Annotated in this window: 16 protein-coding genes; 7 read left to right on the top strand and 9 right to left on the bottom strand. The window is 64.8% G+C overall.

Translation table 11 applies throughout. From position 1 onward, the window contains the following. Nucleotides 1-18: 18 nt before the first annotated feature. From AC27VL_RS06565 to AC27VL_RS06555, 3 genes are all read right to left on the bottom strand, one after another. A complete protein-coding gene (locus AC27VL_RS06565; protein WP_033831508.1) occupies nt 19-963 on the bottom strand; it encodes a 5'-nucleotidase in 945 nt (314 codons plus the stop codon). A 46-nt stretch (nt 964-1009) separates the two neighbouring features. Continuing rightward, complete coding sequence (locus tag AC27VL_RS06560) at nt 1010-1783, bottom strand: NAD kinase (protein WP_089236114.1); 774 nt, start codon at nt 1781-1783, stop codon at nt 1010-1012. A 118-nt stretch (nt 1784-1901) separates the two neighbouring features. Next, nucleotides 1902-6878: an NAD-glutamate dehydrogenase gene (locus AC27VL_RS06555; protein ID WP_488765877.1), complete on the bottom strand. Its 4977-nt coding sequence runs from the start codon at nt 6876-6878 to the stop codon at nt 1902-1904. A 250-nt stretch (nt 6879-7128) separates the two neighbouring features. On the opposite strand from AC27VL_RS06555, the gene AC27VL_RS06550 reads away from it, so the two are divergent. The 4 genes from AC27VL_RS06550 (at nt 7129) to AC27VL_RS06535 (ending at nt 13214) form a co-directional block, all read left to right on the top strand. After that, a complete protein-coding gene (locus AC27VL_RS06550; RefSeq protein ID WP_488765876.1) occupies nt 7129-7785 on the top strand; it encodes a TetR/AcrR family transcriptional regulator in 657 nt (218 codons plus the stop codon). Continuing rightward, nucleotides 7785-9050, top strand: a complete 1266-nt coding sequence (locus AC27VL_RS06545; protein ID WP_488765875.1) for an efflux RND transporter periplasmic adaptor subunit — start codon at nt 7785-7787, stop codon at nt 9048-9050. The genes AC27VL_RS06550 and AC27VL_RS06545 overlap by 1 nt, the downstream gene beginning before the upstream one ends. Before the next feature lie 14 nt (nt 9051-9064). Then, a complete protein-coding gene (locus tag AC27VL_RS06540; protein ID WP_229978598.1) occupies nt 9065-12238 on the top strand; it encodes a multidrug efflux RND transporter permease subunit in 3174 nt (1057 codons plus the stop codon). Nucleotides 12239-12563: 325 nt separating this feature from the next. After that, nucleotides 12564-13214 (top strand): hypothetical protein, encoded by a 651-nt coding sequence (locus tag AC27VL_RS06535; RefSeq protein ID WP_488765874.1) that lies wholly within the window; start codon nt 12564-12566, stop codon nt 13212-13214. Between the two features lie 351 nt (nt 13215-13565). Here AC27VL_RS06535 and AC27VL_RS06530 read toward each other — a convergent pair whose 3' ends face one another. Continuing rightward, nucleotides 13566-14714 (bottom strand): acyl-CoA dehydrogenase family protein, encoded by a 1149-nt coding sequence (locus tag AC27VL_RS06530; RefSeq protein ID WP_089236120.1) that lies wholly within the window; start codon nt 14712-14714, stop codon nt 13566-13568. Nucleotides 14715-14877: 163 nt separating this feature from the next. Here AC27VL_RS06530 and AC27VL_RS06525 point away from each other — a divergent pair, with 163 nt between their 5' ends. From AC27VL_RS06525 to metH, 3 genes are read left to right on the top strand one after another with little or no spacing between them, the layout of a single operon-like run. Continuing rightward, nucleotides 14878-15807 (top strand): ArsR/SmtB family transcription factor, encoded by a 930-nt coding sequence (locus AC27VL_RS06525; RefSeq protein ID WP_100460457.1) that lies wholly within the window; start codon nt 14878-14880, stop codon nt 15805-15807. A gap of 7 nt (nt 15808-15814) precedes the next feature. Next, entirely contained in the window at nt 15815-16909 is a 1095-nt protein-coding gene (locus tag AC27VL_RS06520) for a homocysteine S-methyltransferase family protein (RefSeq protein ID WP_488765873.1), read from the top strand. 57 nt (nt 16910-16966) lie between these two features. Further along, the gene (gene metH / locus AC27VL_RS06515) at nt 16967-19651 is read left to right on the top strand and encodes a methionine synthase (protein ID WP_488765872.1); all 2685 of its coding nucleotides are present in this window, start codon (nt 16967-16969) and stop codon (nt 19649-19651) included. Nucleotides 19652-19731: 80 nt separating this feature from the next. Here metH and AC27VL_RS06510 read toward each other — a convergent pair whose 3' ends face one another. The 5 genes from AC27VL_RS06510 to AC27VL_RS06490 all read right to left on the bottom strand — a co-directional run bounded on the left by AC27VL_RS06510 (nt 19732) and on the right by AC27VL_RS06490 (nt 23692). Further along, entirely contained in the window at nt 19732-20415 is a 684-nt protein-coding gene (locus AC27VL_RS06510) for a DUF2058 domain-containing protein (protein ID WP_488765871.1), read from the bottom strand. A 10-nt stretch (nt 20416-20425) separates the two neighbouring features. After that, on the bottom strand, nt 20426-20665 hold the full coding sequence (locus AC27VL_RS06505) for a SlyX family protein (RefSeq protein ID WP_025876828.1): 240 nt from the start codon (nt 20663-20665) through the stop codon (nt 20426-20428). Then, nucleotides 20658-22007: a UDP-glucose dehydrogenase family protein gene (locus AC27VL_RS06500; RefSeq protein WP_100552963.1), complete on the bottom strand. Its 1350-nt coding sequence runs from the start codon at nt 22005-22007 to the stop codon at nt 20658-20660. Before AC27VL_RS06500 ends, AC27VL_RS06505 begins: the two co-directional genes overlap by 8 nt. A 23-nt stretch (nt 22008-22030) precedes the next feature. After that, nucleotides 22031-23008 (bottom strand): FKBP-type peptidyl-prolyl cis-trans isomerase, encoded by a 978-nt coding sequence (locus tag AC27VL_RS06495; protein ID WP_100552964.1) that lies wholly within the window; start codon nt 23006-23008, stop codon nt 22031-22033. Nucleotides 23009-23104: 96 nt separating this feature from the next. Further along, entirely contained in the window at nt 23105-23692 is a 588-nt protein-coding gene (locus AC27VL_RS06490) for a glutathione peroxidase (RefSeq protein WP_100552965.1), read from the bottom strand. Nucleotides 23693-24135: the final 443 nt, after the last annotated feature.

The raw sequence follows: 24135 nt of genomic DNA, 5'->3' as shown, positions 1-24135 counted from the left end.
CACCCACCGGCCATGGTTTCAGCCCTCGTTGGCGACACCATGCGGCACATGGCCGGCCGCCACGTGTTCACGCGCACTGTCGATGTTGTGCTGCGAATCATCAAAGAAGATATCCGCACCGAACGCCTGCAGGAACGGGCCCTTGTGCCGCCCACCGAGGAACAGCGCCTCGTCCAGGCGCACGCCCCATTCGCGCAGGGTGCGGATCACCCGCTCATGCGCCGGCGCAGAACGCGCGGTCACCAGCGCCGTGCGGATGGGCGCGCTGTCGCCAGCCGGGAATACTTCCTGCAACGTGTGCAGCGCAGAGAGGAAACCACGGAACGGACCGCCACTGAGTGGCTCGCGTGCACGCTCGCGTTCGTGCCGGCCGAAGGCTTCCACGCCCTGCTCGCGCGAGATGCGCTCGCTCTCATCGCCGAAGATCACCGCATCACCATCGAAGGCGATGCGCAGCTGCCCGGCCGGGCGGGTGATGTCGATCTGGTCGGCGGCAGCGGCGGCAGTCTCGCCCGGTGGCTTGGGCAGGATGGTTGCAGCGGCGATGCCATGGCGCAGCGCGCTGCGCACCGATTCCGGATTGGCCGACAGGAACAGGTCGGTGCCGAACGGCTTCACGTATGGCCAGGTTGGCTCACCGGCGGTGAACGTCGCGCGGATGATGCCCAGCCCGTAGTGCTGGATGGAATTGAAGATGCGCAGGCCGGTATCGGCTGAGTTGCGCGACAGCAGGATCACTTCCACGCGCGGGTTCTCGGGGCTGGCGCCCTGGTTCAGCGCCAGCAGCTTGCGCACCACCGGGAAGGCCACGCCCGGCCCGAGGATGTCGTCCTCGTGCTGGCGCTGGTACTCGGCATAGGCGGCCACGCCATCGCTCTCGAACAGTGCATGGCTTTCTTCCAGGTCGAACAGCGCACGCGAGGTCACCGCGACGGTCAGCAAACGGGGGGAATTGTCGCCCATCGGTGGGGTCCTTCAAGCGGTCGGCAGTGCCGGCCGCCTATTGTCGTCAAAAAACGAACTGTTCGCTCAGGATCCTGTCTTCCAGGTTGTGCTCCGGGTCGAACAGCAGGGTCACCCGGTGCTCGCGCGACTCGCGGATCGTCACTTCGACCACATCACGGGTCTCGTGCGAATCGGCGGTGACGCTGACCGGACGCTTGTAGGGATCGAGCACGCGGAAGCGCACTTCGGTGTCGGCCTTGAGGATGGCGCCGCGCCAGCGCCGCGGGCGATACGGGGCCAGCGGCGTCAGGGCAATGGTGTGCGAGCCCAGCGGCAGCACCGGTCCATGCGCCGAGTAGTTGTAGGCGGTGCTTCCAGCCGGGGTGGCCACCAGCACGCCATCACCGATCAGTTCGCCCACCCGCTCCTGGCCATTGAGGTCGATGCCGATATGCGCCGCCTGCCGGGTCTGCCGCAGCAGCGAGACATCGTTGTAGGCCAGCGACCCGGTGGTGGTGCCCGATTCTGTCAGCGCCACCATTTCCAGCGGGCGCAGGTGGGCCGGCTCGGCACGGGCGATACGCGCGTGCACGTCGTCGTCGCCACGGTACTGGTTCATCAGGAAACCCACCGTGCCCAGCTTCATGCCGAATACCGGCTTGCCCAGGTGTCCGTGACGATGCAGGGTCTGCAGCATGAAGCCATCGCCACCGAGCGGACACAGCACGTCGGCCTGGTCGGGCGCGTGGTCGCCATAGCGCGAGACCATCGCCGCGCGGGCCATCTGCGCAGGTTCGGTGGTACTGGCCAGGAAAGCGATGCGGGGGGTGTCGCTCATCGGTGGATCCGGGTGGGTGTGCCAGCAAGAGCATACCCTCCAAACCAAAGAACGGCCCCGCTTTCGCGGGGCCGTTCCTTTTTTTACTCATGCCAGGCATGGCCTGGCACTACTTCACTTACGCGCCGTGGGCAGCGAGCTGACCCAGACGCTGCACTGCGACCGAAACGGTCGGGTAGTCCAGGGTCTTCTGCTCGGCCAGTTCAGCCAGCATCGCCAAGGTGAAGCGCAGGCTGCTGTCGTCACGACCGATCCACGCGGCCACCTTGGCTTCAGCGGTGCTGCCCTTGGTGGCCAGCACCTGGCCAGCCAGGCTGCGGTGGTGCGCGGCCAGTTCGTCGCGCAGCACGCCACGTGCCACCGCGTGCCAGCGGCCGTTGACCTCCAGCGCGTCGATCTGCTCGAACAGCCACGGCAGCTGCAGGGCGTCGCCCAGGCGGAAGTGGATCTTGGAGACATCCACCGGCTTCAGCTTGCGGGTACGGGCCAGTTCGATGATGTCGAACGCCGGTTCCAGGAAGTGCAGTTCGGCCAGCTGCTGTGCCAATGCCGACGGCAGGCCCTTTTCCTTCCACTCGGCCACCAGGGCCTCGTAGGTCGGACGCTGCGAATCCGGCAGCACACCCGAAGCAACACGGATGTCGTTGAACGGACCCTGGTAGCGGTTGACCGCCTCGGTGATGCCCGGCATCGGGCTTGGGCGCGACAGCAGCCAACGCACGAACGAACGCTGCAGCTTCCAGATCACTTCCAGTGCATCGATCTGCACCGACTCCGGCAGAGTGCCGTCGAGGGCGTCGATCTGCGCCCACAGCGCGCGGGCATCCAGCGTTTCGCGGCTGATGGTGTACGCCTTGGCGACCTCGGCAATGGAACGGCCGGTGTCTTCCTGCATGCGCATCAGGAAGGTGGCGCCCATGCGGTTGATGGTCTGGTTGGTCACGGCCGTGGCGATGATTTCGCGCTTCAGGCGGTGACGCTCCATCGCGTCGGCGTACTTCTTCTGCAGCGGGGTCGGGAAGTAGCGCTGCAGTTCCTTGGACAGGTACGGATCTTCCGGGATATCCGAATCCAGCAGCTGAGCAAACGCCACCAGCTTGGAATAGGACAGCAGCACCGACAGTTCCGGACGGGTCAGGCCCTGGCCACGCGCCTTGCGCTGGGACAGCTCGGCATCGGACGGCAGGAACTCGATCTGGCGATCCAGCAGGCCCTGCTGTTCCAGCGTACGGATGAAGTGCTGCTTGGAACCCAGGCGCTTGACCGCCATCCGCTCCATCAGGCTCAGGGCCTGGTTCTGGCGGTAGTTGTCGTTGAGCACCAGCGCAGCGACTTCGTCGGTCATCGACGCCAGCAGCTTGTTGCGCTGCTCGACGGTCAGCTTCTTGGCCCGCACCACATCGTTGAGCAGGATCTTGATGTTGACTTCATGGTCGGAGGTATCCACACCGGCCGAGTTGTCGATGAAGTCGGTGTTGAGCAGCACGCCAGCCTGGGCGGCTTCGATGCGGCCCAGCTGGGTCATGCCCAGGTTGCCGCCCTCGCCCACCACCTTGCAGCGCAGCTCGCCACCGTTCACGCGCAGGGCGTTGTTGGCGCGGTCGCCGACATCGCTGTGCTGCTCGCTGGCGGCCTTGACGTAGGTACCGATGCCGCCGTTCCACAGCAGGTCGACCGGCGCCTTCAGGATCGCGCTCATCAGGTCATTCGGCGACAGCGCCTTGACGCTCTCGTCCAGGCCCAGCACCTCACGCACCTGCGGGGTGATCTCGATCGACTTCAGGCTGCGCGGATACACGCCGCCGCCCTTGCTGATCAGCTTGGCGTCGTAGTCCGCCCAGCTCGAACGCGGCACGGTGAACAGACGCTCACGTTCGACGAACGTGGTCGCTGCATCCGGGTTCGGGTCCAGGAAGATGTGACGGTGATCGAACGCGGCCAGCAGGCGGATGTGGCGCGACAGCAGCATGCCGTTGCCGAACACGTCGCCGGACATGTCGCCGACGCCGACCGCGGTGAAGTCCTGGGTCTGGCTGTCACGGCCCAGTGCACGGAAGTGGCGCTTGACCGACTCCCACGCGCCGCGCGCGGTGATGCCCATACCCTTGTGGTCGTAACCGACCGAACCGCCGGAGGCGAACGCATCGCCCATCCAGAAGCCGTGCGCGATGGCCAGGCCGTTGGCGATGTCGGAGAAGGTCGCGGTGCCCTTGTCAGCGGCCACCACCAGGTACGGATCGTCCATGTCATGGCGCACGACATCCACCGGCGGCACGATCTTGTTGTTGACGATGTTGTCGGTGATGTCCAGCAGGCCCTGGATGAACAGCTTGTAGCAGGCCACGCCGTTGGCGAAGATCGCATCGCGATCACCATTCACCGGCGGCATCTTGGCGAAGAAGCCGCCCTTCGCGCCGACCGGCACGATGACGGTGTTCTTGACCATCTGCGCCTTGACCAGGCCCAGCACTTCGGTACGGAAGTCTTCGCGACGATCCGACCAGCGCAGGCCGCCACGGGCGACGGCACCGAAGCGCAGGTGGGTACCTTCCACGCGCGGGCCGTACACGAAGATTTCGCGGTACGGACGCGGCTTCGGCAGGTCCGGCACCAGGGCCGAATCGAACTTGAAGCTGATGACATGGCCGTGCTGGCCGTTGCCATCGGTCTGGTAGTAGCTGGTGCGCAGGGTCGCATCGATCACGCCCATGAAGGAACGCAGGATGCGGTCCTCGTCCAGGCTCGACACGCGGTCCATCAGCTTCAGCAGCGCTTCGCGCGCGGCCTGCATCTGCGCATCGCGGTCACCCTTGCGGGCGTCGACCACGGTCTTGAGCACCTTCAGGGTGGCCTCGTCGCCGGCAGCCAGCACGTCGAGGTGGGCCTTCAGCTGCGCCTGACCAGTGGCGATGTCTTCCTTGCTTTCATGACCGGTGGCCGGATCGAAGCGGGCTTCGAACAGCTCGACCAGCAGGCGTGCCAGCAGCGGGTAGCGGGTGAAGGTACCTTCGACGTAAGCCTGCGAGAACGGCACGCCGGTCTGCAGCAGGTACTTGCAGTAGCCGCGCAGCATGGCGACCTGGCGCCAGTGCAGGCCGGCAGCCAGCACCAGACGGTTGAAGGCATCGTTCTCGGCATCGCCGTGCCAGACGCGGGCAAAGGTCTCACCGAAGGCTTCATCGACGCTGGCGGCATCGATCGCACCGGCGGTCGATTCGACCTCGAAGTCCTGCACGTACACCGGCGCGTTGTCCACCGACAGGCGGTACGGACGCTCGGCGATCACGCGCAGGCCCATGTTTTCCATCATCGGCAACGCGTCCGACAGCGGGATGTCATCCAGCTGGCGATACAGCTTCAGGCGCAGGCCATCGCCGGATTCGCGCGGCACGGCCTGCAGGCTCAGGCGCAGGTCGTCCGGGCCGGTCAGCGCGTCGAGCTGGCTGACATCGTTGGCGGCAACGGCGGTGCTGTTGTCTTCGATGTAACCGGCCGGCAGAGCCTTGCCGATACGCGCAGCGATGCGCAGGCCTTCAGCTTCGCCGTGGCGGGTGACCAGCGCTTCGCGCAGGTCGTCCTGCCAGTTGCGCAGCACCTGGGCCAGCTTCTGCTCCAGTTCGGCGGTATCGACGTCGAGCATTTCGCCCGGCTTCGGACGCACGATCAGGTGCACCTGCGCCAACGGCGATTCACCCAGAACCACCGAGCTGTCCACGTACTCACCGTGCAGTGCTTCCTTCAGCATCGCTTCGATGCGCAGACGCACGTCGGTGTTGAAACGCTCGCGCGGCAGGTAGACCAGCGCGGAAATGAAACGGCTGTACTTGTCGCGACGCAGGAACAGGCGGCTGCGCACACGCTCCTGCAGGCCCAGCACGCCCATCGCGGTGCGGAACAGTTCGTCCTCGCTGGACTGGAACAGTTCTTCGCGCGGCAGGGTTTCCAGGATGTGGCGCAGGGCCTTGCCGCTATGGCTGGAGCCAGCCAGGCCGGACTGCTTCATCACGTGCTCGTAGCGCTGACGCACCAGCGGGATTTCCCACGGGCGGCGGTTGTAGGCGCTGGAGGTGAACAGGCCAAGGAAGCGCTGTTCGCCGATGATCTTGCCCTTGGCGTCGAATTCCAGCACGCCGATGTAGTCCATGTAGCCGGCACGGTGCACGCGCGAACGGGCATTGGTCTTGGTCAGGATCAACGCGTCCTTCAGCCCGGACGTGGTGTTCAGGCCCTGGGCGGCCAGGGTCTTGACCGGACGTGCGGCCGACTTGTCCTTGCCGCGCATCAGGCCCAGGCCGGTATCGTTCAGCGGCGCCAGCACGTCTTCCTTGCCCTGCTTCTCGACGCGGTACTCGCGGTAGCCGAAGAAGGTGAAGTGGTTGTCGGCGGCCCAGCGCAGGAATTCCTGTGCTTCCTTGCGCGAGGCAGCGTCGACCGGCAGCTGGCGGCTGCCGAGGTCGTCGGCCAGCGCCAGCGCCTTGTCCTGCATCGGCTGCCAGTCGCGCACGATGGCGCGCACTTCATCAAGCGCCTTGTTGATGGCCTGCTCGATGTCTGCCATGGCTTCGGCCGGCTGGCGGTCGATCTCCAGCAGCATCACCGATTCCAGCTGGCCCTCGCCGACCTTGGTCAGCTTGCCGGCCTTGTCACGGGTGAAATGCAGCACCGGGTGGCCCAGCACATGCACGCCAACGCCATGCTCGGCCAGCGACATGGTCACGGTGTCGACCAGGAACGGCATGTCGTCGTTGATGATCTGCAGCACGGTGTGCGGCGATTCCCAACCATTGGCCTTCGCGGTCGGATTGAACACACGGACATTGGCCTTGCCGGCCTTGCGGGCACGGGCGAATTCCAGCGTTTCGGCTGCGAGCGCGGCCCACTCCTCAGCGCTGTGGTGGGGGAACTCGTCCGCCTCCATGCGCTTGTAGAAATCGGCTGCGAATGCCACTGCCTCGGCCTGAGCGGCCGCGGGGTAACGCTTGCGCAAGGCCGTGTACACCGGCTCCAGGGAGAAACCAGCGGTCACTGCGACCTCCGACTCAACTGGTTTGCTTTTGTTTTTCACGGTCTTGGCTGCGGTTTTTTGCGGTTTCATGGCAGAGCGGCGCGCTTGCTCAGTTGGGAAAATGAAATTGTAGCCCTACCGCACGAAAAGGCCTTGCTGCAGGACGGAATAACCAGATTCGGGTTTGCTGCGGTTTAGACGCCCTATTCAGTTCGCACCGGTATGGGCATCGCCGTCGCACAGCGTTGCCGACAGGATCGGCAAAACGTGTTACCGGAAGACACATGCGGCAACATCGGCGCGATTCCACAATCCTGAACTGGACGGTATAGTCCACCGCGTGAATCCGGCCTACCTTCCTGTCGCCCTCGACGCGCGTGATGAGCGCGTGTTCGATGCCGTGCGCGAACTGCTTGCCCAACAGGGCATGCAGATGAGCATGGATGCGGTCGCCCAGCATGCTGGCTGCTCGAAGCAGACGCTGTACTCGCGCTACGGCAACAAGCAGGCCCTGCTGCGGCGGGTGATGCAGCGCCACGTCGGTCACGCGACCGGGGCCATGCTGCGTGCACTCCGCGGTGACGACCTGCGTGGCAGCCTGCTGCAGTTCGCCACCGACTTCCTGGAGCACTTCAACCAGCCCCACGTCGGCCAGGCCTGCCGCCTGATCGCCGCCGATGCAGCACAGTTTCCCGAAGAGGCGCGTACGCTGTACCGGCATGGCGCCGGCGCGTTGACGTTTCATCTTGCTGAATGGATTGAAACCGTTTGCAGTCGCGGGCTGCTGCGGCATGACGACCCGCACTTCATGGCCGAACTGCTGCTGAGCATGATCGCCGGTCAGGATTTCGACAAACAGCGCTTCCATACCCCCCATCGTGATGACGCAGCGTTGCGTCGGCGCTGGGCAGAGTTCTCCGTCGATGGCTTCCTGCGCGCGTTCGCGCCGCAGCCCTCGCCGGCCCCGTCTTCAAACCAACCCCGGAGTTCCTCCTGATGACCGCCCCACTCCGCACCCTTGCCTTGACGTGCGCCGTTGCTGTCGCCGTAGCTGCCTGCAAGAAGCCGGAACAGCCGACGCCTCCACCGCCGGAGGTGGGCGTGATCGATGCCAAGCCGCAGACCCTGCCGCTGCAGCGCGAGCTGGTCGGTCGCCTGTCGCCGTTCCGCAGCGCCGATGTGCGCGCCCGCGTACCCGGCGTGCTGCTCAAGCGCGTCTATCAGGAAGGCAGCGAGGTCAAGCAGGGCCAGACCCTGTTCCTGATCGATCCGGCACCGCTGCGCGCCTCGCTCAGCGCCTCCGAAGCCCAGCTGGCTTCGGCACGCGCGACCTACGCCAACGCCAAGGTCGCCGCTGACCGCGCCCGTTCGCTGGCACCGCAGAAGTTCGTGTCCAAGGCCGACCTGGACAACGCCGAGTCGGCCGAGCGCACCGCGCTGGCCGCGGTCAAGCAGGCCGAAGCCTCGGTGACCAGCAGCCGCATCAGCCTGGGCTATACCAACGTCACTGCCCCGATCAGCGGCGTGGCCAACAAGCAGCAGGTCACCGAAGGCGCGCTGGTCGGCCAGGGCGATGTGACCCTGCTGACCACCGTGGACCAGCTCGACCCGCTGTACGTGAACTTCTCGCTGAGCGTGGATGAACTGACCCAGCTGCGTGCGCAGCAGGCCAAGGGCACGCTGGCCCTGTCCGGCGACGGCAAGGCCACGGTCAACGTCAAGCTGGCCGACGGCAGCACCTACAGCGAGCCAGGCACGCTGGACTTCTCCTCGACCACGGTCGACCCGGCTACCGGCGCGGTGTCGCTGCGCGCGGTGCTGCCGAACCCGCAGAAGATCCTGCTGCCGGGTGCGTTCGTCAGCTTCCAGGCCAACCTGGGCGAACGCAACAACGCCTACCTGGTGCCGCAGCAGGCGCTGCTGCGCGATACCACCGGCGGCTATGTGATGGTGGTCGGCGCCGACGGCAAGGTCATCCGCAAGAACGTCAAGACCGACGGCGCGCAGAACGGCAACTGGCTGGTCAGCGAAGGCCTGGCTGCCGGTGACAAGGTGGTCGTTGCCGGCGTGCAGAAGGTCAAGGAAGGTACGCCGGCCACGGCCAAGCCGTGGACCCCGGGCCAGGACGCCAACGGCAAGCCTGCCGCCGGCGCGGCTGCTCCGGGCGCGGCGGCCACGGCTCCGGCCGACGCCAAGGCACCGGCCAAGGCTGACCAGGCCGACAAGGCCGAGCCGGCCGCCACCGAATCGAACAAGCAGTAACGGGACCTTCCGTCATGCCTAAATTTTTCATCGAACATCCAGTCTTCGCCTGGGTGGTGGCGATCCTGATCTCGCTCAGCGGCGTGATCGCGATCCTCAACCTCGGCGTAGAGTCCTACCCCAACATCGCCCCGCCGCAGGTGACCGTCTCGGCCACCTACCCGGGCGCGAGCGCGGACACCACGGAGAAATCGGTCACCCAGGTGATCGAGCAGCAGCTGACCGGTATCGATCACCTGCTGTACTTCAGCTCCTCGTCCGCGTCCAATGGCCGCGCCTCGATCACCCTGACCTTCGAGACCGGTACCGATCCGGACATCGCCCAGGTGCAGGTGCAGAACAAGGTCTCGCTGGCCACGCCGCGACTGCCTTCGGAAGTCACCCAGCAGGGCGTGGTGGTGGCCAAGGCCAACGCCGGCTTCCTGATGGTGGTGGCGCTGCAGTCCGATACGCCGACCATCAACCGTGACGCGCTGAACGACATCGTCGGCTCGCGCGTGCTCGACCAGGTCTCGCGCATCCCCGGCGTCGGCAGCACCCAGCAGTTCGGTTCCGAGTACGCCATGAACATCTGGCTCAACCCGGAAAAGATGCAGGGCTATGGCCTGTCGGCCAGCCAGGTACTGGCGGCGGTACGCGCGCAGAACGTGCAGTTCGCCGCCGGCGCACTGGGCTCCGACCCGTCGCCGGAAGGCCAGCACTTCACCGCCACGGTATCGGCCGAAGGCCGCTTCAGCTCGCCGCAGGAGTTCGAGAACATCATCCTGCGGGCCAACGCTGATGGCTCGCGCGTACTCTTGAAGGACATCGCCCGCGTTGCCTTCGGTGCCAACAACTACGGCTTCGATACCCAGTACAACGGCAAGCCCACCGGCGCCTTCGCGATCCAGCTGCTGCCGGGCGCCAACGCCCTGAACGTGGCCGAGGCCGTGCGCGGCAAGATGGACGAGCTGCAGCCCAGCTTCCCGTCCGGCGTCACCTGGTTCTCGCCGTACGACAGCACCACCTTCGTCAAGATCTCGATCCAGGAAGTGGTCAAGACCCTGTTCGAAGCCGTGTTGCTGGTGTTCCTGGTGATGCTGATCTTCCTGCAGAACTTCCGCGCCACCCTGATCCCGACGCTGGTCATCCCGGTGGCGCTGCTGGGTACGTTCCTGGGCATGTGGATGATCGGCTTCACGATCAACCAGCTGACCCTGTTCGCGATGGTGCTGGCGATCGGCATCGTGGTCGATGACGCGATCGTGGTGATCGAAAACGTCGAACGCATCATGACCGAGGAAGGCCTGGCGCCGAAGCCGGCCACGCAGAAGGCGATGACCCAGATCACCGGCGCGGTGGTGGCCATCACCGTCGTGCTGGCGGCGGTGTTCATCCCCTCGGCCCTGCAGGGCGGTGCGGCCGGTGAGATCTACAAACAGTTCGCCCTGACCATCGCCATCTCGATGGCGTTCTCGGCGTTCCTGGCACTGGGCTTCACCCCGGCGCTGTGCGCGACGTTCCTCAAGCCGACGCACAACGACAACCCGAACATCATCTACCGCACCTTCAACAAGTACTACGACAAGATCAGCCACACCTACGTGGGCCACATCACCTCCGCGGTGCGCCATGCACCGCGCTGGATGATCCTGTTCGTGGTGCTGACCGCGCTGTGCGGCTTCCTGTTCACCCGCATGCCGGGCAGCTTCCTGCCGGAAGAAGACCAGGGCTATGCACTGGCGATCGTGCAGTTGCCGCCGGGCTCGACCAAGAGCCAGACCAACGAAGCGTTCGCACAGATGCGCGGCATCCTGGAAAAGCAGGATGGCTATGAAGGCATGCTGCAGGTGGCCGGCTTCAGCTTCGTCGGTTCCGGCGAAAACGTGGGCATGGGCTTCATCCGCCTGAAGCCGTGGGAAGAGCGCAAGTTCACTGCTCCGGAATTCATCCAGAACATGAACGGCGCGTTCTACGGCATCAAGGAGGCGCAGATCTTCGTGGTCAACCTGCCGACCGTGCAGGGCCTTGGCCAGTTCGGTGGCTTCGACATGTGGCTGCAGGACCGTAGTGGTGCCGGTTACGAGCAGCTGACCCAGGCCCGCAACATCCTGCTTGGCCAGGCCGCGCAGAAGCCGGACCATCTGGTGGGCGTGCGCCCGAACGGCCTGGAAAACGCCCCGCAGCTGCAGCTGCACGTGGACCGCGTGCAGGCGCAGTCGATGGGCATGTCGGTGTCGGACGTGTACAGCACCATCCAGTTGATGCTGGCCCCGGTGTACGTCAACGACTTCTTCTACGAAGGCCGCATCAAGCGCGTGACCATGCAGGCCGATGGTCCGTACCGCACCGGCCAGGAATCGCTGAAGAGCTTCTACAGCCCGTCCAGCCTGACCACCAATACCGACGGCACCAACGCGATGATCCCGTTGAGCACGGTGGTCAAGTCCGAATGGGTCTCGGCACCGCCGTCGCTGAGCCGCTACAACGGCTACTCGGCGATCAACATCGTCGGTTCGCAGGCACCGGGCACCAGCTCGGGTGAAGCGATGCAGACGATGGAAGGCATCGTCAACGACGACCTGCCGGCGGGCTTCGGCTACGACTGGTCCGGCCTGTCCTACCAGGAAATCCTGGCCGGCAACGCCGCGACGCTGCTGCTGGTGCTGTCCATCGTGGTGGTGTTCCTGTGCCTGGCCGCACTGTATGAAAGCTGGTCGATTCCGGTGGCGGTGCTGCTGGTGGTACCGCTGGGCGTACTGGGTGCACTCGCCCTGTCGATGATGCGTGGCCTGCCGAACGATCTGTTCTTCAAGATCGGCCTGATCACCGTGATCGGCCTGGCCGCGAAGAACGCGATCCTGATCGTGGAGTTCGCGGTGGAGCAGCGTGCGGCGGGCAAGACCCTGCGCGATGCCACCATCGAAGCGGCGCGCCTGCGGTTCCGCCCGATCCTGATGACGTCCTTCGCGTTCATCATGGGCGTGATCCCGATGGCGATCTCCAGTGGTGCCGGCGCCAACTCGCGTCACGCCATCGGTACCGGCGTGATCGGCGGCATGCTGTTCGCCACCCTGCTCGGCCTGCTGATGATCCCGGTGTTCTTCGTGGTCGTGCGGCGCATGCTGGGCGACAAACTGGATGAACCGTCGAAGGAATTCCTCGGCCGCCAGCGTGATGCGGAATCCGCCCACCGCCCGGATCGTTGATCCAACAGTGAGTTGAAACGAGAAAGGCCCCGGAGCGATCCGGGGCCTTTTTCTTTGCTGCTTTTCTGTAGGGCCGGGCCCATGTTCGGCCACTCATGCCGGAGCGGGATTCATCAACTGCAAGTGTCGCCTCTGACAGCCATGCGTGCGCATAGATCTACAGATCAGGCGATGGATATCGCGATCCCCCTCGGTTTTTGGGCCATATGCGTCACTAGTTGGCACCATCCATCAACAAATCCAATACCGCGCAATCCATCACAACCTCCACCGGAACAGCGCTTTAACCAAGGGTCTCTACCACAGGAACATCAGGGAGGATCCCATGCGTAATTCGTTTGTCCCGCGAGCTGCCCAACTCCTTGCGCTGCTGGGGCTGAGCGCATTGTTCTCACCGTTGACACATGCCGCAGGTGTGCTGGTCTGTGACAACTGCACCGACCCACGCGCGCTCGCGCTCACATCCGGCACCGGTCCCACCATCGTCGCAGATTTCAGCCAGCGCAGACTTCATGGCTACGAGGTGGAGTACGACCGCGAGCTGCGCAGGTACCGGGCAGTCACTACATCCATCCCACCGGAGATCATCGCGGCCTTCAATCGCATCATGGGCATGCTCGATGCCCCGCGCGCCGGGGGCCGCGGAGCGCACTTCGACGTTCATCCGGACAATCCCGGAGGAGCCAACGGGATCTCATTTCCGGACGCGCACAAGAATCTCAATGCCTACGATGTTGCCCAGATGGCTACAACGCGGTTCCAGCTGGAGCAGGCCATCGGCCAGGCTTTTTCTGGCGCGACGACGTCTTCCACCGCATGGAACAGCATGGCTACGTTCCTGTCATCCATCGGATTGAGCTTCGTCAGCCGACTGTTGGGAATCGACGGTGCGACCTATGTGATCACTTGGCGGGATGGCTCCAAAACCACGCTGGTGATCCATCCGGACCTCGTTGACCGCGCAAAATATGTGTAAGGTGAGAGCATTGACGCCTCAGGCAACCGCATCCCAGACGGCGCCGCCAGCAATCCGGACACTGCACAAGACTTTGCTGGTGTCTATCAGTTCGAGGACAGGGAAGCGATGCAGCGCTGGATCGATACCGCACGCCTCTACGGCGTGACGGTCATTGAAGGCAGCGGCATCGCAGGCGGGCTGGATTGTCGCTGGGATGGACGGACGCTGACCTGCGGAGGCAATTGATCGGGAAGTACACTCCGATGAAAATGCCTTGGGGTGACCCAAGGCATTTTTTCCTGCGCTTCGAGGTGGGTGCGGACCTTGGTCCGCACCATCCACACATGGCGTGCATCTACCCGATGGCTGTCAACGCAGCCCGGTCTCGTTGCGGGCGATCACCAGGCGCTGGATCTCCGAGGTGCCTTCGTAGATCTCGGTGATCTTGGCATCACGGAAGTAGCGCTCCAGCGGCATTTCCTTGGAATAGCCCATGCCGCCATGGATCTGCACGGCCTGGTGGGTGATCCACATCGCCGCTTCCGAAGCGGTCAGCTTGGCGATGGCGGCTTCGTTGCTGAAGCGCTTGCCCTCGCCCTTCACCCATGCCGCACGCAGGGTCAGCAGCAGCGCCGCGTCCAGCTTGCACTTCATGTCGGCGATCTTCGCCTGGGTCATCTGGAAGGTACCGATGGCCGCACCGAAGGCCTTGCGATCCTTCACGTACTCCAGGGTCGCTTCATAGGCGGCACGCGCAATGCCGATCGCCTGCGAGGCGATGCCGATGCGACCAGCGTCAAGCACGCCCATGGCGATCTTGAAGCCCTCGCCTTCCAGGCCCAGCACGTCTTCCGGCTGCGCCACGTAATCGTTGAACTCGATCTCGCAGGTAGCCGAGGCACGGATACCCAGCTTCGGTTCGGTCTTGCCGCGACCGAAACCGGCCTTGTCGGTGTCCACCATGAAGGCGGTGATGCCACGCGCGCCCTTGTCCGGCTCGCTCATCGCGAACAGCACGATGTACTTGGCCACCGGGCCGGAGGTGATCCAGCTCTTCTTGCCATTGATGACGTAGCTGCCGTCGGCCTGTTTGATCGCACGGCAACGCATCGCCGTGGCGTCCGAGCCCGACTGCGGCTCGGTCAGTGCGAATGCACCGATGGCCTCGCCCTCGGCGATGGCACGCACGTATTTCTGCTTCTGCGCTTCGCTGCCATGGGTCAGGATGCCGTTGCAGAACAGCGAATTGTTGACCGACATGATGGTCGAATGCGCAGCATCACCGGCGGCGACCTCCACCATCGCCAGCACGTACGCGATCGGGTCCATGCCTGCGCCGCCATATTCGGCCGGCACTTCGATGCCCATCAGGCCGTTCTCGCCCAGCAGGCGGATGTTGTCCAGCGGGAACTCACCCGTACGGTCATGGTGCTCCGCACTCGGGGCGATCTTCTCCTGCGCGATGCGACGCGCCACGTCCTGCAGCATCAACTGCTCTTCGGTAAAGCTGAAATCCACAACACCCTCCCGGGTACATGATGTTATGGGCCGCGCAGCGCGCGCCCAGGTGCCCCGATTGTACCGGGGCCGGGCATCGGCGGCTGACTCGCGCGGAGCTGCGGCTTGACCGGAAGGGGTGCGGTCAGCGAATATATCTCTATATCGCGATAGGTAGATATTTATGGATCTGGAAGACTGGTCGACCCGCCTGAAGGTGTTCGCCGATGCCACCCGTGTGCGCCTGCTGGCGCTGCTGGAGCAGGAAGAGCTGACCGTGGCCGAGCTTTCGGCCATCACCCGGCTGGCGCAGCCGCGGGTATCGACTCATCTGGCGCGCCTGAAGGAAGCCGGCCTGGTGCGCGACCGCCGTGCGGGCGTGTCGGCCTATTACCGCTTCGACGAAGGCCAGCTGGACCCGGCGCAGCGTGCATTGTGGCATGCCCTGAGCAACGGAAGCGACGATCCGTTGCTGCGCCAGGATGCTGAACGGGTCGCTGCGGTGCTTGCCCACCGCGCTTCCGACCAGAACTGGGCCGACAGCGTGGCCGGCGACATGGAACGCCACTATTCCCCGGGCCGCACCTGGGAAGCGCTGGCGCGTACCGCGCTGCCGTTGCTGGAAACCGGCGACGTGCTGGATATCGCCTCCGGCGACGGTGTGCTGGCCGAACTGGTCGCCCCGCACGCCAGGCGTTACGTGTGCATCGATACCAGCGCGCGCGTGGTGGCTGCCGCCAGCGAACGCCTGCGCCGCCTGCCCAATGTGGAAGTGCGCGAGGGCGACATGCATGCCCTGCCCTTCAAGGACCGCAGCTTCGACCTGGTCGTGCTGATGCACGCACTGACCTACGCCAGCAAGCCGGCGCAGGCCGTCACCGAGGCCGCACGCGTGCTGCGCCCGGGCGGCCGCCTGCTGCTGTGCAGCCTGGCCCGCCACGAGCACAAGGCCGCGGTCGATGCCTATGGCCACGTCAACCTCGGCTTCAGCGACAAGGAACTGAAGAAGTTCGTCGACAAGGCCGGCCTGCAGGTCTCCAACCTGGAAACGGTCACCCGCGAAAAGCGCCCGCCGCATTTCGAAGTGATCTCGCTGATCGCCAACAAGCCCTGAGGTCGACATGTCCGCCCTGCCCTGGCTGCACCCGGAACGCGTGGAATTGCTGCTCGCCGCCCTGCGTGATCGCATCCTGATCATCGACGGCGCAATGGGCACGATGATCCAGCGACACGGCCTGCAGGAAGACGACTACCGGGGCGAGCGCTTCGCCGGCGGCTACGACCATGCCCATGGCCCTGGCTGCGACCATGGCGCAACACCGGAAGGCCACGACCTGAAAGGCAACAACGACCTGTTGCTGCTGACCCGACCGGAGGTCATCGCCGGCATCCACAGTGCGTATCTGGAAGCCGGCGCGGACCTGGTGGAAACCAATACCTTCAACGCCACCTCGGTCAGCCAGGCCGACTACCACCTCGAACACCTGGTGTACGAGCTGAACAAGGCAGGCGCTGCCGTCGCCCGTGCCTGCTGTGATGCGGTGGAGGCGACCACGCCGGGCAAGCCACGCTTCGTCATCGGTGTCCTCGGCCCGACCAGCCGCACCGCCTCGATCAGCCCGGACGTCAACGATCCTGGTTTCCGCAACACCAGTTTCGACGAACTGCGCGGCACTTACCGCGAAGCCATCGATGGCCTGATCGATGGCGGCGCCGACACGATCATGGTCGAGACCATCTTCGATACGCTCAACGCCAAGGCCGCGCTGTATGCCATCGAGGAAGCCTTCGATGCACGTGGCGCGCGGCTGCCGATCATGATTTCCGGCACCATCACCGATGCCTCCGGGCGCACCCTGTCCGGGCAGACCGCCGAGGCTTTCCAGGCATCACTCGCGCATGCACGGCCGTTGTCGATCGGCCTGAACTGCGCGCTCGGCGCCGACGCGATGCGTCCGCATGTGGAAACCCTGTCGCAGGTGTCGGACTGCTACGTCAGTGCCCATCCCAATGCGGGCCTGCCCAATGCGTTCGGCGAGTACGACGAAACACCCGAGGAAATGGCGGCCACCCTGCGCGGCTTTGCCGAAGATGGTCTGCTGAACCTGGTCGGTGGCTGCTGCGGCTCCACCCCGGACCATATCCGCGCGATCGCGCTTGCGGTAGCGGGGCTGCCGCCGCGCGCCCTGCCGGCCGCCCAGGTCCAGGCCGCATGAGCAGCACTGCCATCGCCATCCACCTTCCGCCCTGTTGCCGTTGAGCCGCCGCCTGCCATGACGCCTGTCCGCCCTACCCGCCTGTCCGGCCTGGAACCGCTGGTCATCACCCCGGACCTGCTGTTCGTCAATGTCGGTGAACGCACCAACGTCACCGGCAGTGCGCAGTTCCGCAAGCTGATCAAGGAAGGCCGCTACGAGGAAGCGGTGGACGTGGCCCGGCAGCAGGTGGCCAGCGGCGCGCAGATCCTCGACGTCAACATGGACGAGGGCCTGATCGATTCGGAAGCGGCGATGACCCGCTACCTCAACCTGATCATGTCCGAGCCGGACATCGCCCGAATTCCGGTGATGGTCGATTCCTCCAAATGGAGCGTGATCGAGGCTGGCCTGAAGTGCCTGCAGGGCAAGAGCGTGGTCAATTCGATCTCGCTGAAGGAAGGCGAGGAGCTGTTCCGCGAGCATGCGCGCAAGGTGCTGCGCTATGGCGCCGCCGCAGTGGTGATGGCCTTCGATGAGGCCGGGCAGGCCGACACCTGCGCGCGCAAGGTCGAAATCTGCACCCGCGCCTATCGCCTGCTGGTCGATGACATCGGCTTCCCGCCGCAGGACATCATCTTCGACCCGAACATCTTCGCCGTCGCCACCGGCATTGAAGAGCATGACAACTACGCGGTCGATTTCATCGAAGCCACCCGCATCATCAAGCAGACGCTGCCACACTGCCATGTTTCCGGCGGCGTATCGAACGTATCGTTCTCGTTCCGTGGCAACGAGACCGTGCGCCAGGCGATCCACTCGGTGTTCCTGTACCACGCGATCGCCGCGGGCATGGACATGGGCATCGTCAACGCCGGCGCCATGCCGATCTACGACGAACTGGAGCCGGACCTGCGCGAGCGGGTGGAGGACGTGATCCTCAACCGCCGCCGTGATGCCACCGAGCGCCTGCTTGAAATCGCCGAGCGCTACAAGGGCAGCAAGGGCGCGGCGAAGACCGAAGACCTGGCCTGGCGCGAGAAGCCGGTGGATGCGCGGTTGGCGCATGCGCTGGTGCATGGCCTGGACGCATGGGTGGAAGCCGATACCGAAGAAGCCCGGCAGCGTTCCAGCCGCCCGCTGGACGTGATCGAAGGCCCGCTGATGGATGGCATGAACGTGGTCGGCGATCTGTTCGGCGCCGGCAAGATGTTCCTGCCGCAGGTGGTGAAGTCGGCACGGGTGATGAAGAAGGCGGTGGCCTACCTGCTGCCCTACATCGAAGCTGAAAAGGCACGCAGCGGCGACACCGCCCGCAGCAATGGCAGGATCATCATGGCCACGGTCAAGGGCGATGTGCACGACATCGGCAAGAACATCGTCGGCGTGGTCCTGGCCTGCAACAACTTCGAGGTGATCGATCTCGGTGTGATGGTACCGGCGCAGAAGATCCTCGATGCCGCGCGCGAGCACCACGCCGACATCATCGGCCTGTCCGGCCTGATCACGCCGTCGCTGGAGGAAATGAGCCATGTCGCCCGTGAAATGCAGCGACAGGGCTTTGACCTGCCGCTGATGATCGGCGGTGCGACCACCTCGCGTGCGCACACCGCGTTGAAGATCGACCCCCATTACAAAGCGCCGACGGTATGGGTGAAGGATGCCTCGCGCGCCGTGGGCGTGGCGCAGTCGCTGATCTCGCGCGAGCTGCGCGATGCGTTCGTCGCCGCCAACGAGGCCGACTACGCCGAGATCCGTACCCGCCATCGCAACCGCGGCGACGCCAAGCGTCTGGTCTCGCTGGAGCATGCACGCGGCCAGAAGTTCAAGTGCGATTGGGAGGCGTACACGCCACCCGCACCGAAGCAGCCGGGCCTGCATGTATTCGATGACTACCCGCTGGCCGAACTGGTGCCCTACATCGACTGGACACCGTTCTTCCAGGCATGGGAACTGGCCGGCAAGTACCCGGCCATCCTCACCGATGAGATCGTCGGTACCCAGGCCAGCGAGCTTTACCAGGACGCGCGCGCGATGCTGGACCGCATCGTCAACGAGAAGTGGCTGCAGGCCAAGGCCGTGTTCGGCCTGTGGCCCGCCAACAGCATCGGCGACGACGTACGTGTGCAGCATCCCGATGGCGAGGCCACCCTGTACTTCCTGCGGCAACAGGTGGACAAGCCTGCCGAACGCCCGGATTTCTGCCTTGCCGATTTCATCGCCCCGATCGACAGCGGCAAGCAGGACTGGATCGGCGCCTTCGCAGTCACCGCAGGCATCGGCATCGACGCGCACGTGGCCCGTTTCGAGGCCGACCACGACGACTACAACGCGATCCTGCTGAAGGCGCTCGCCGACCGCTTTGCCGAAGCACTGGCCGAACGCCTGCACCAGCGCGTACGCACCGGATTCTGGGGTTACGACCACGCCGAGACACTCGACAACGAAGCGCTGATCGACGAGAAATATCGCGGCATCCGCCCCGCGCCCGGCTACCCCGCCTGCCCCGAACACAGTGAAAAGCGCCGATTGTTCGACCTGCTGGGCGCGGAAACCAACGCCGACATGCAGCTGACCGAGAGCTTCGCGATGCTGCCGACCGCGGCAGTGTCGGGCTATTACTTCAGCCACCCGCAGAGCCAGTATTTCGTGGTCGGCCGTCTCGGTCGCGAGCAGGTCATCGATTACGCACGCCGCAAGGGCGTGGACCGCGCGCAGGCCGAACGCTGGCTGGCATCGAACCTCGACTACGACCCGGAATGAAAAAGGGGACGGAGGGGATTACGTCGTTTGTGCGATAAACGACTTAATCCCCTCCGTCCCCCTTTAATTTATGCCGGTGCTTACCAGACCAGGTCGTCTGGCACCTGGTACTGCGGGTCGGCGTAGGGATCGTCCTCGGCCGGCGCATTCGGGTCGACCTTCAACGCCACCGACGCCGCAAACACCGCTTCAGACTGGACCAGAACCTCGGCCGTCACCAGCAGGTAGCGACCGTTGAGCTGGACCACGCCCAGTTCGCCTGCGTTGAGTGCCTTGAGCTGCTCGGCGGTGACGTAGATGCGCTTGATCTTGCCGCCGTACGGGAAGTGGCGCGCGATATCAGCCGCTTCGGCATTCAGGCTCTTGTCCTTCAGCAGTTCTTCCAGCTTCACCTTGGCCTCGCGGCGCTGGCGTGCTTCTTCCTGCTTCAGGCGCTCGGTCTCGATGCGCTCTTCCTTTTCGCGCTGCGCACGGATCGCGTAGGCCTTGGCCAGATCCATTTCCTCAGCGGTACGCGGCTTGCGCGGCCCCTGCGCGTGGCCTTGGCCACGCTGCTGGCCGGGCTTGCCCGGGCCGCCACTGCCATGCGCCCGCCGCTCGCCAGGCTTGTGTTCGCCCTTGCCTGCGTGCTGCGGCTTTCCATTGCCAGCGCCACCCTTGCCCTGCGGGCGGCCATCACGGCGGGGGCCATCATTCTTGCGCTCGGGCTTGGGCGCGGGCTTGAAGCCCAGGCCCATCAGCTGGTCGCGGAGGGTATCGCTCATAGGATATGGATCAGTAGTGCGGCGGCGGCGGTTCGCTCGCCGGATCAGAAGAATTCAATGCATTGCGGACCTTGCCCAGGTCCTCCAGCAGCACGCGCAGGATGCCGGCATTGCGGCTGCCTTCCATACGCGCGTCTGCCAGCGCATCGCTCAGTTCGGCCAGCGCGTGTTCCTGGAAGGACACGCGCATCTCCAGTTCGACCAGGCGCGCTTCCAGCGCCTGCTCGCGTTCGGTCGGCACTTCAGACATGCAGCGAACGTCCCCGGCCTATGCCGTAATACGCAAGGCCAGCGGCCTCGACTTCGGCCGGCTCGTACAGATTGCGGCCATCGAACACCACCGCATCCTTCAGCCGCTCGCGCAGCATCTGGAAATCGGGGCTGCGGAACTGCTTCCACTCGGTCACCACGACCAATGCATCGGCGCCCTGCAGCGCGTCGTCGGCGCTGTCACAGAACACCAGATCGTCGCGCTCGCCGAAGATCCGCTGCGATTCATGCATCGCCTCCGGATCGTAGGCACGCACCGTTGCACCGGCTTCCCACAACTGGGCCAGCAGGCGGCGGCTGGAGGCCTCGCGCATGTCGTCGGTGTTCGGCTTGAACGCCAGGCCCCACACGGCAAACGTCCTGCCGCGCACGCCTTCGTCTTCGCCCTTGTCATAGTGCCGCTGGATCAGGGCGAACAGGTGCCCCTTCTGCGATTCATTGACCGCCTCCACTGCGTTCAGCAGCTTCGGCTCCAGGCCAGCCTGCTGCGCGGTGCGGGCCAGTGCCTGCACATCCTTGGGGAAACACGAACCGCCGTAACCCGCACCCGGATAGATGAAGTGCCAGCCGATGCGCGGGTCCGAACCGATGCCCTGGCGGACCTGCTCGACGTCGGCGCCCACGCGCTCGGCGATGTTGGCGATTTCATTCATGAACGAAATCTTGGTCGCCAGCATTGCATTGGCAGCGTACTTGGTCAGCTCGGCCGAACGCACGTCCATCTCCACCACGCGATCGTGGTTGCGATTGAACGGTGCGTACAGGCGACGCATCACGGCGACCGACTCGGCGCTGGTCGCACCGATGATGATGCGGTCAGGCCGCATGCAGTCGGCAACGGCGTCGCCTTCCTTCAGGAATTCGGGATTGGACACCACATCGAAGGCGATATCCGCGCCACGCGCAGCCAGTTCCTCGGCAATGGCCGCGCGGACCTTGTCGGCGGTGCCCACCGGCACCGTCGACTTGTTGACCACCACGGTCGGCACCGAGATGTACCGGCCGATGGTGCGGGCCACGGCCAGCACGTACTGCAGGTCGGCGCTGCCATCCTCGTCCGGCGGCGTGCCCACGGCGATGAACACCACCTGGCCGTGGCCGATGGCGGTCGCCGCGTCGGTGGTGAACGCCAGCCGCGACGCGGCGTGGTTGGCCTTCACCATCGGCTCCAGGCCGGGCTCGTAGATCGGGATGATGCCCCGGTTGAGGCCATCCACCTTGGCCTGGTCGATATCGACGCAGACCACCTGGTGGCCGACATCGGCCAGGCAGGTGCCGGTCACCAGGCCTACATAGCCGGTACCAAAAATCGCAACGCGCATATCCGTACTGACTCCGTGGTGGCTTACGGCAGAACGCCCAGCAGCTCGACGTCGAAGGTCAGGGTGGCGTTCGGACCGATCGGACCACCCGGGGTGCCGTTCTCGCCGTATGCCAGTTCACCCGGAATCCAGAAGCGGTACTTCGAGCCGACCGGCATCAGGGCCACGCCCTCGGTCCAGCCCTTGATGACCTGGTCCAGACCGAACTCGGCCGGACCACGGCCCGCGGAACTGTCGAACACGGTGCCGTTGAGCAGCTTGCCTTCGTAGTTCACGCGCACCTTGCTGGACGGCAACGGACGCTCGCCGCTGCCCGGACGGATCACCTGGTACTGCAGGCCCGACGGGGTGGTCACCACGCCCGGCTGGGTCTTGTTCTTGGCCAGGAACGCATTGCCTTCCTGACGGTTGGTCTGAGCGGCCTGTGCGGCCTTGGCCTGCATCTCGGCCTGCTTGGCGCCCATGAACGCCTGGATGGTGGCAGTGGCGTCGGCTTCGGTCATCTTCGGCTGGCCCTTGCTCAGGCCAGTGTTGATCGCGTCAAACAGCGAGGCGGTATCGATATCGTCCTTCAGCTGTGCCAGCGACGGCCCGACCGAATAGGAGCCGATCATCTGCGCGACCTTGACCCGGTCGACCTTCGCCGGCTGCGAGCCCGGCGCAACGCCCGGCACCTGCTGGCCGCTGCGGGCCATCACGACCTGGCGCAGGGCGGCATCGGTGGCCTTGGCCTGTTCCTGGGTGATCTGCGGCTGCAGGCCTTCGAAGGAACGTTCAACGGCAGTGCGCAGTGCGGCCGCATCGATTTCATCGGCGATCGGCGCGAACGACTTGGCCACATCCAGACCAATGGCGTAGCCGAGCTTCTGCTTGGGGGAATTCAAGGGTGCGGTCTCCTTGGCGGCCGAGGGAGCGGCCGGTTGTTGCGACAGGGCGACACCGGAGGTGCCCATCGCCAGAATCAGAACCGACGCCGCGGCGCCGCGCATTCCCATTTTCATTCGCTGCATTCCTGGAAGTGACTGGACGCCGACGTCGGCGCGAAAACACGTATTGTCGCACGCATGCCGTCGATGTCGAGGCATCCATGCCGGCATTCAATGTGCAGCTGGTGCTGCAAGCGCCTTGTCGATGGCCGCTTTCAGCTGCGGATCATCCGGGGTGACCTTGCTGGCGAACTGGGCAATGACCCTGCCATCGCGCCCGACCAGATACTTGTGGAAATTCCAGGCGGGCGCCACGCCGGTGGCGGCGGTCAAGCGCTGATACAGCGGCGTAGCCTGCGCGCCGGTCACGTGCACCTTTTCGAACATCGGGAACTTCACACCATAAGTAAGCGTGCAGAAATCCTGGATCTGCTTTTCGTCACCGGGCTCCTGCCCCTTGAAATCGTTGGACGGGAAGCCGAGCACTGCAAATCCCTTGCCGGCGTACTGCTTCTGCAGCGCTTCCAGACCTTCGTACTGTGGGGTATAGCCGCACTTGCTTGCCGTATTGACCACCAGCAGCACCTGGCCGTGGTAACGCTGCTGCAGGTTGACCTGCTGCTTGCCCGCCAGCGGCCGATACGACAGATCCAGCAGATCGGCGGCAAACGCGCCGGCCGACGTGGCCAGGCCTGCGGCCAGCAGGGTCAACAGGGACAGGCCGCGAAGGCGGCGCGAGGAGGCAGTCGACAAGGGCATGGGAGACGTTCCGCGGTAGCCGTTCCAGGGGTCCGGCCGTGGCCGGCCGGGAATCGGCCGAACTATAGCACCGGGGTCTGCCCCCTCTGGAGCACAGGCGCTGTTGCGCTTTGCACGGCGTGGCGGAAGTCATTGGCAGTGCTCCTCAGCCCTCAGCTGATGACATAGCATGGACATGGCTGAATGGGAGACTGGCCAAAAACGGCCCTCCGAAATCTAGTTTTCCCAATGTAAATCAACTGGTTGAATAATTATTTCGGTGCCATGACCACCCCTGCCATCAGTTGGGTAGGGGCAGGACTTGCACACAGGCGTGCCGGTGTTATAGTTGCATACAACACCAGTCACCTGAGACAGGGGGAACCATGAACACCCGGATGCGTCGCAGCCTCACCGCCCCCGCGGTCACCGCGGTATCAACCCTGTTCGTCCTGGTCTGGCTG

The organism is Stenotrophomonas sp. 14P6.2.3, assembly GCF_057799055.1.
Note: the sequence above shows the minus strand (reverse complement) of the source record. Positions and strands in the feature narration are given on the sequence as shown.

Excerpts from the sequence above, each read along its gene's own strand:
- AC27VL_RS06565 (WP_033831508.1), bottom strand. The coding sequence starts at position 963 with ATGGGCGACAATTCCCCCCGTTTGCTGACCGTCGCGGTGACCTCGCGT.
- AC27VL_RS06560 (WP_089236114.1), bottom strand. The coding sequence starts at position 1,783 with ATGAGCGACACCCCCCGCATCGCTTTCCTGGCCAGTACCACCGAACCT.
- AC27VL_RS06555 (WP_488765877.1), bottom strand. The coding sequence starts at position 6,878 with ATGAAACCGCAAAAAACCGCAGCCAAGACCGTGAAAAACAAAAGCAAA.
- AC27VL_RS06545 (WP_488765875.1), top strand. The coding sequence starts at position 7,785 with ATGACCGCCCCACTCCGCACCCTTGCCTTGACGTGCGCCGTTGCTGTC.
- AC27VL_RS06540 (WP_229978598.1), top strand. The coding sequence starts at position 9,065 with ATGCCTAAATTTTTCATCGAACATCCAGTCTTCGCCTGGGTGGTGGCG.
- AC27VL_RS06535 (WP_488765874.1), top strand. The coding sequence starts at position 12,564 with ATGCGTAATTCGTTTGTCCCGCGAGCTGCCCAACTCCTTGCGCTGCTG.
- AC27VL_RS06525 (WP_100460457.1), top strand. The coding sequence starts at position 14,878 with ATGGATCTGGAAGACTGGTCGACCCGCCTGAAGGTGTTCGCCGATGCC.
- AC27VL_RS06520 (WP_488765873.1), top strand. The coding sequence starts at position 15,815 with ATGTCCGCCCTGCCCTGGCTGCACCCGGAACGCGTGGAATTGCTGCTC.
- metH (WP_488765872.1), top strand. The coding sequence starts at position 16,967 with ATGACGCCTGTCCGCCCTACCCGCCTGTCCGGCCTGGAACCGCTGGTC.
- AC27VL_RS06510 (WP_488765871.1), bottom strand. The coding sequence starts at position 20,415 with ATGAGCGATACCCTCCGCGACCAGCTGATGGGCCTGGGCTTCAAGCCC.
- AC27VL_RS06505 (WP_025876828.1), bottom strand. The coding sequence starts at position 20,665 with ATGTCTGAAGTGCCGACCGAACGCGAGCAGGCGCTGGAAGCGCGCCTG.
- AC27VL_RS06500 (WP_100552963.1), bottom strand. The coding sequence starts at position 22,007 with ATGCGCGTTGCGATTTTTGGTACCGGCTATGTAGGCCTGGTGACCGGC.
- AC27VL_RS06495 (WP_100552964.1), bottom strand. The coding sequence starts at position 23,008 with ATGAAAATGGGAATGCGCGGCGCCGCGGCGTCGGTTCTGATTCTGGCG.
- AC27VL_RS06490 (WP_100552965.1), bottom strand. The coding sequence starts at position 23,692 with ATGCCCTTGTCGACTGCCTCCTCGCGCCGCCTTCGCGGCCTGTCCCTG.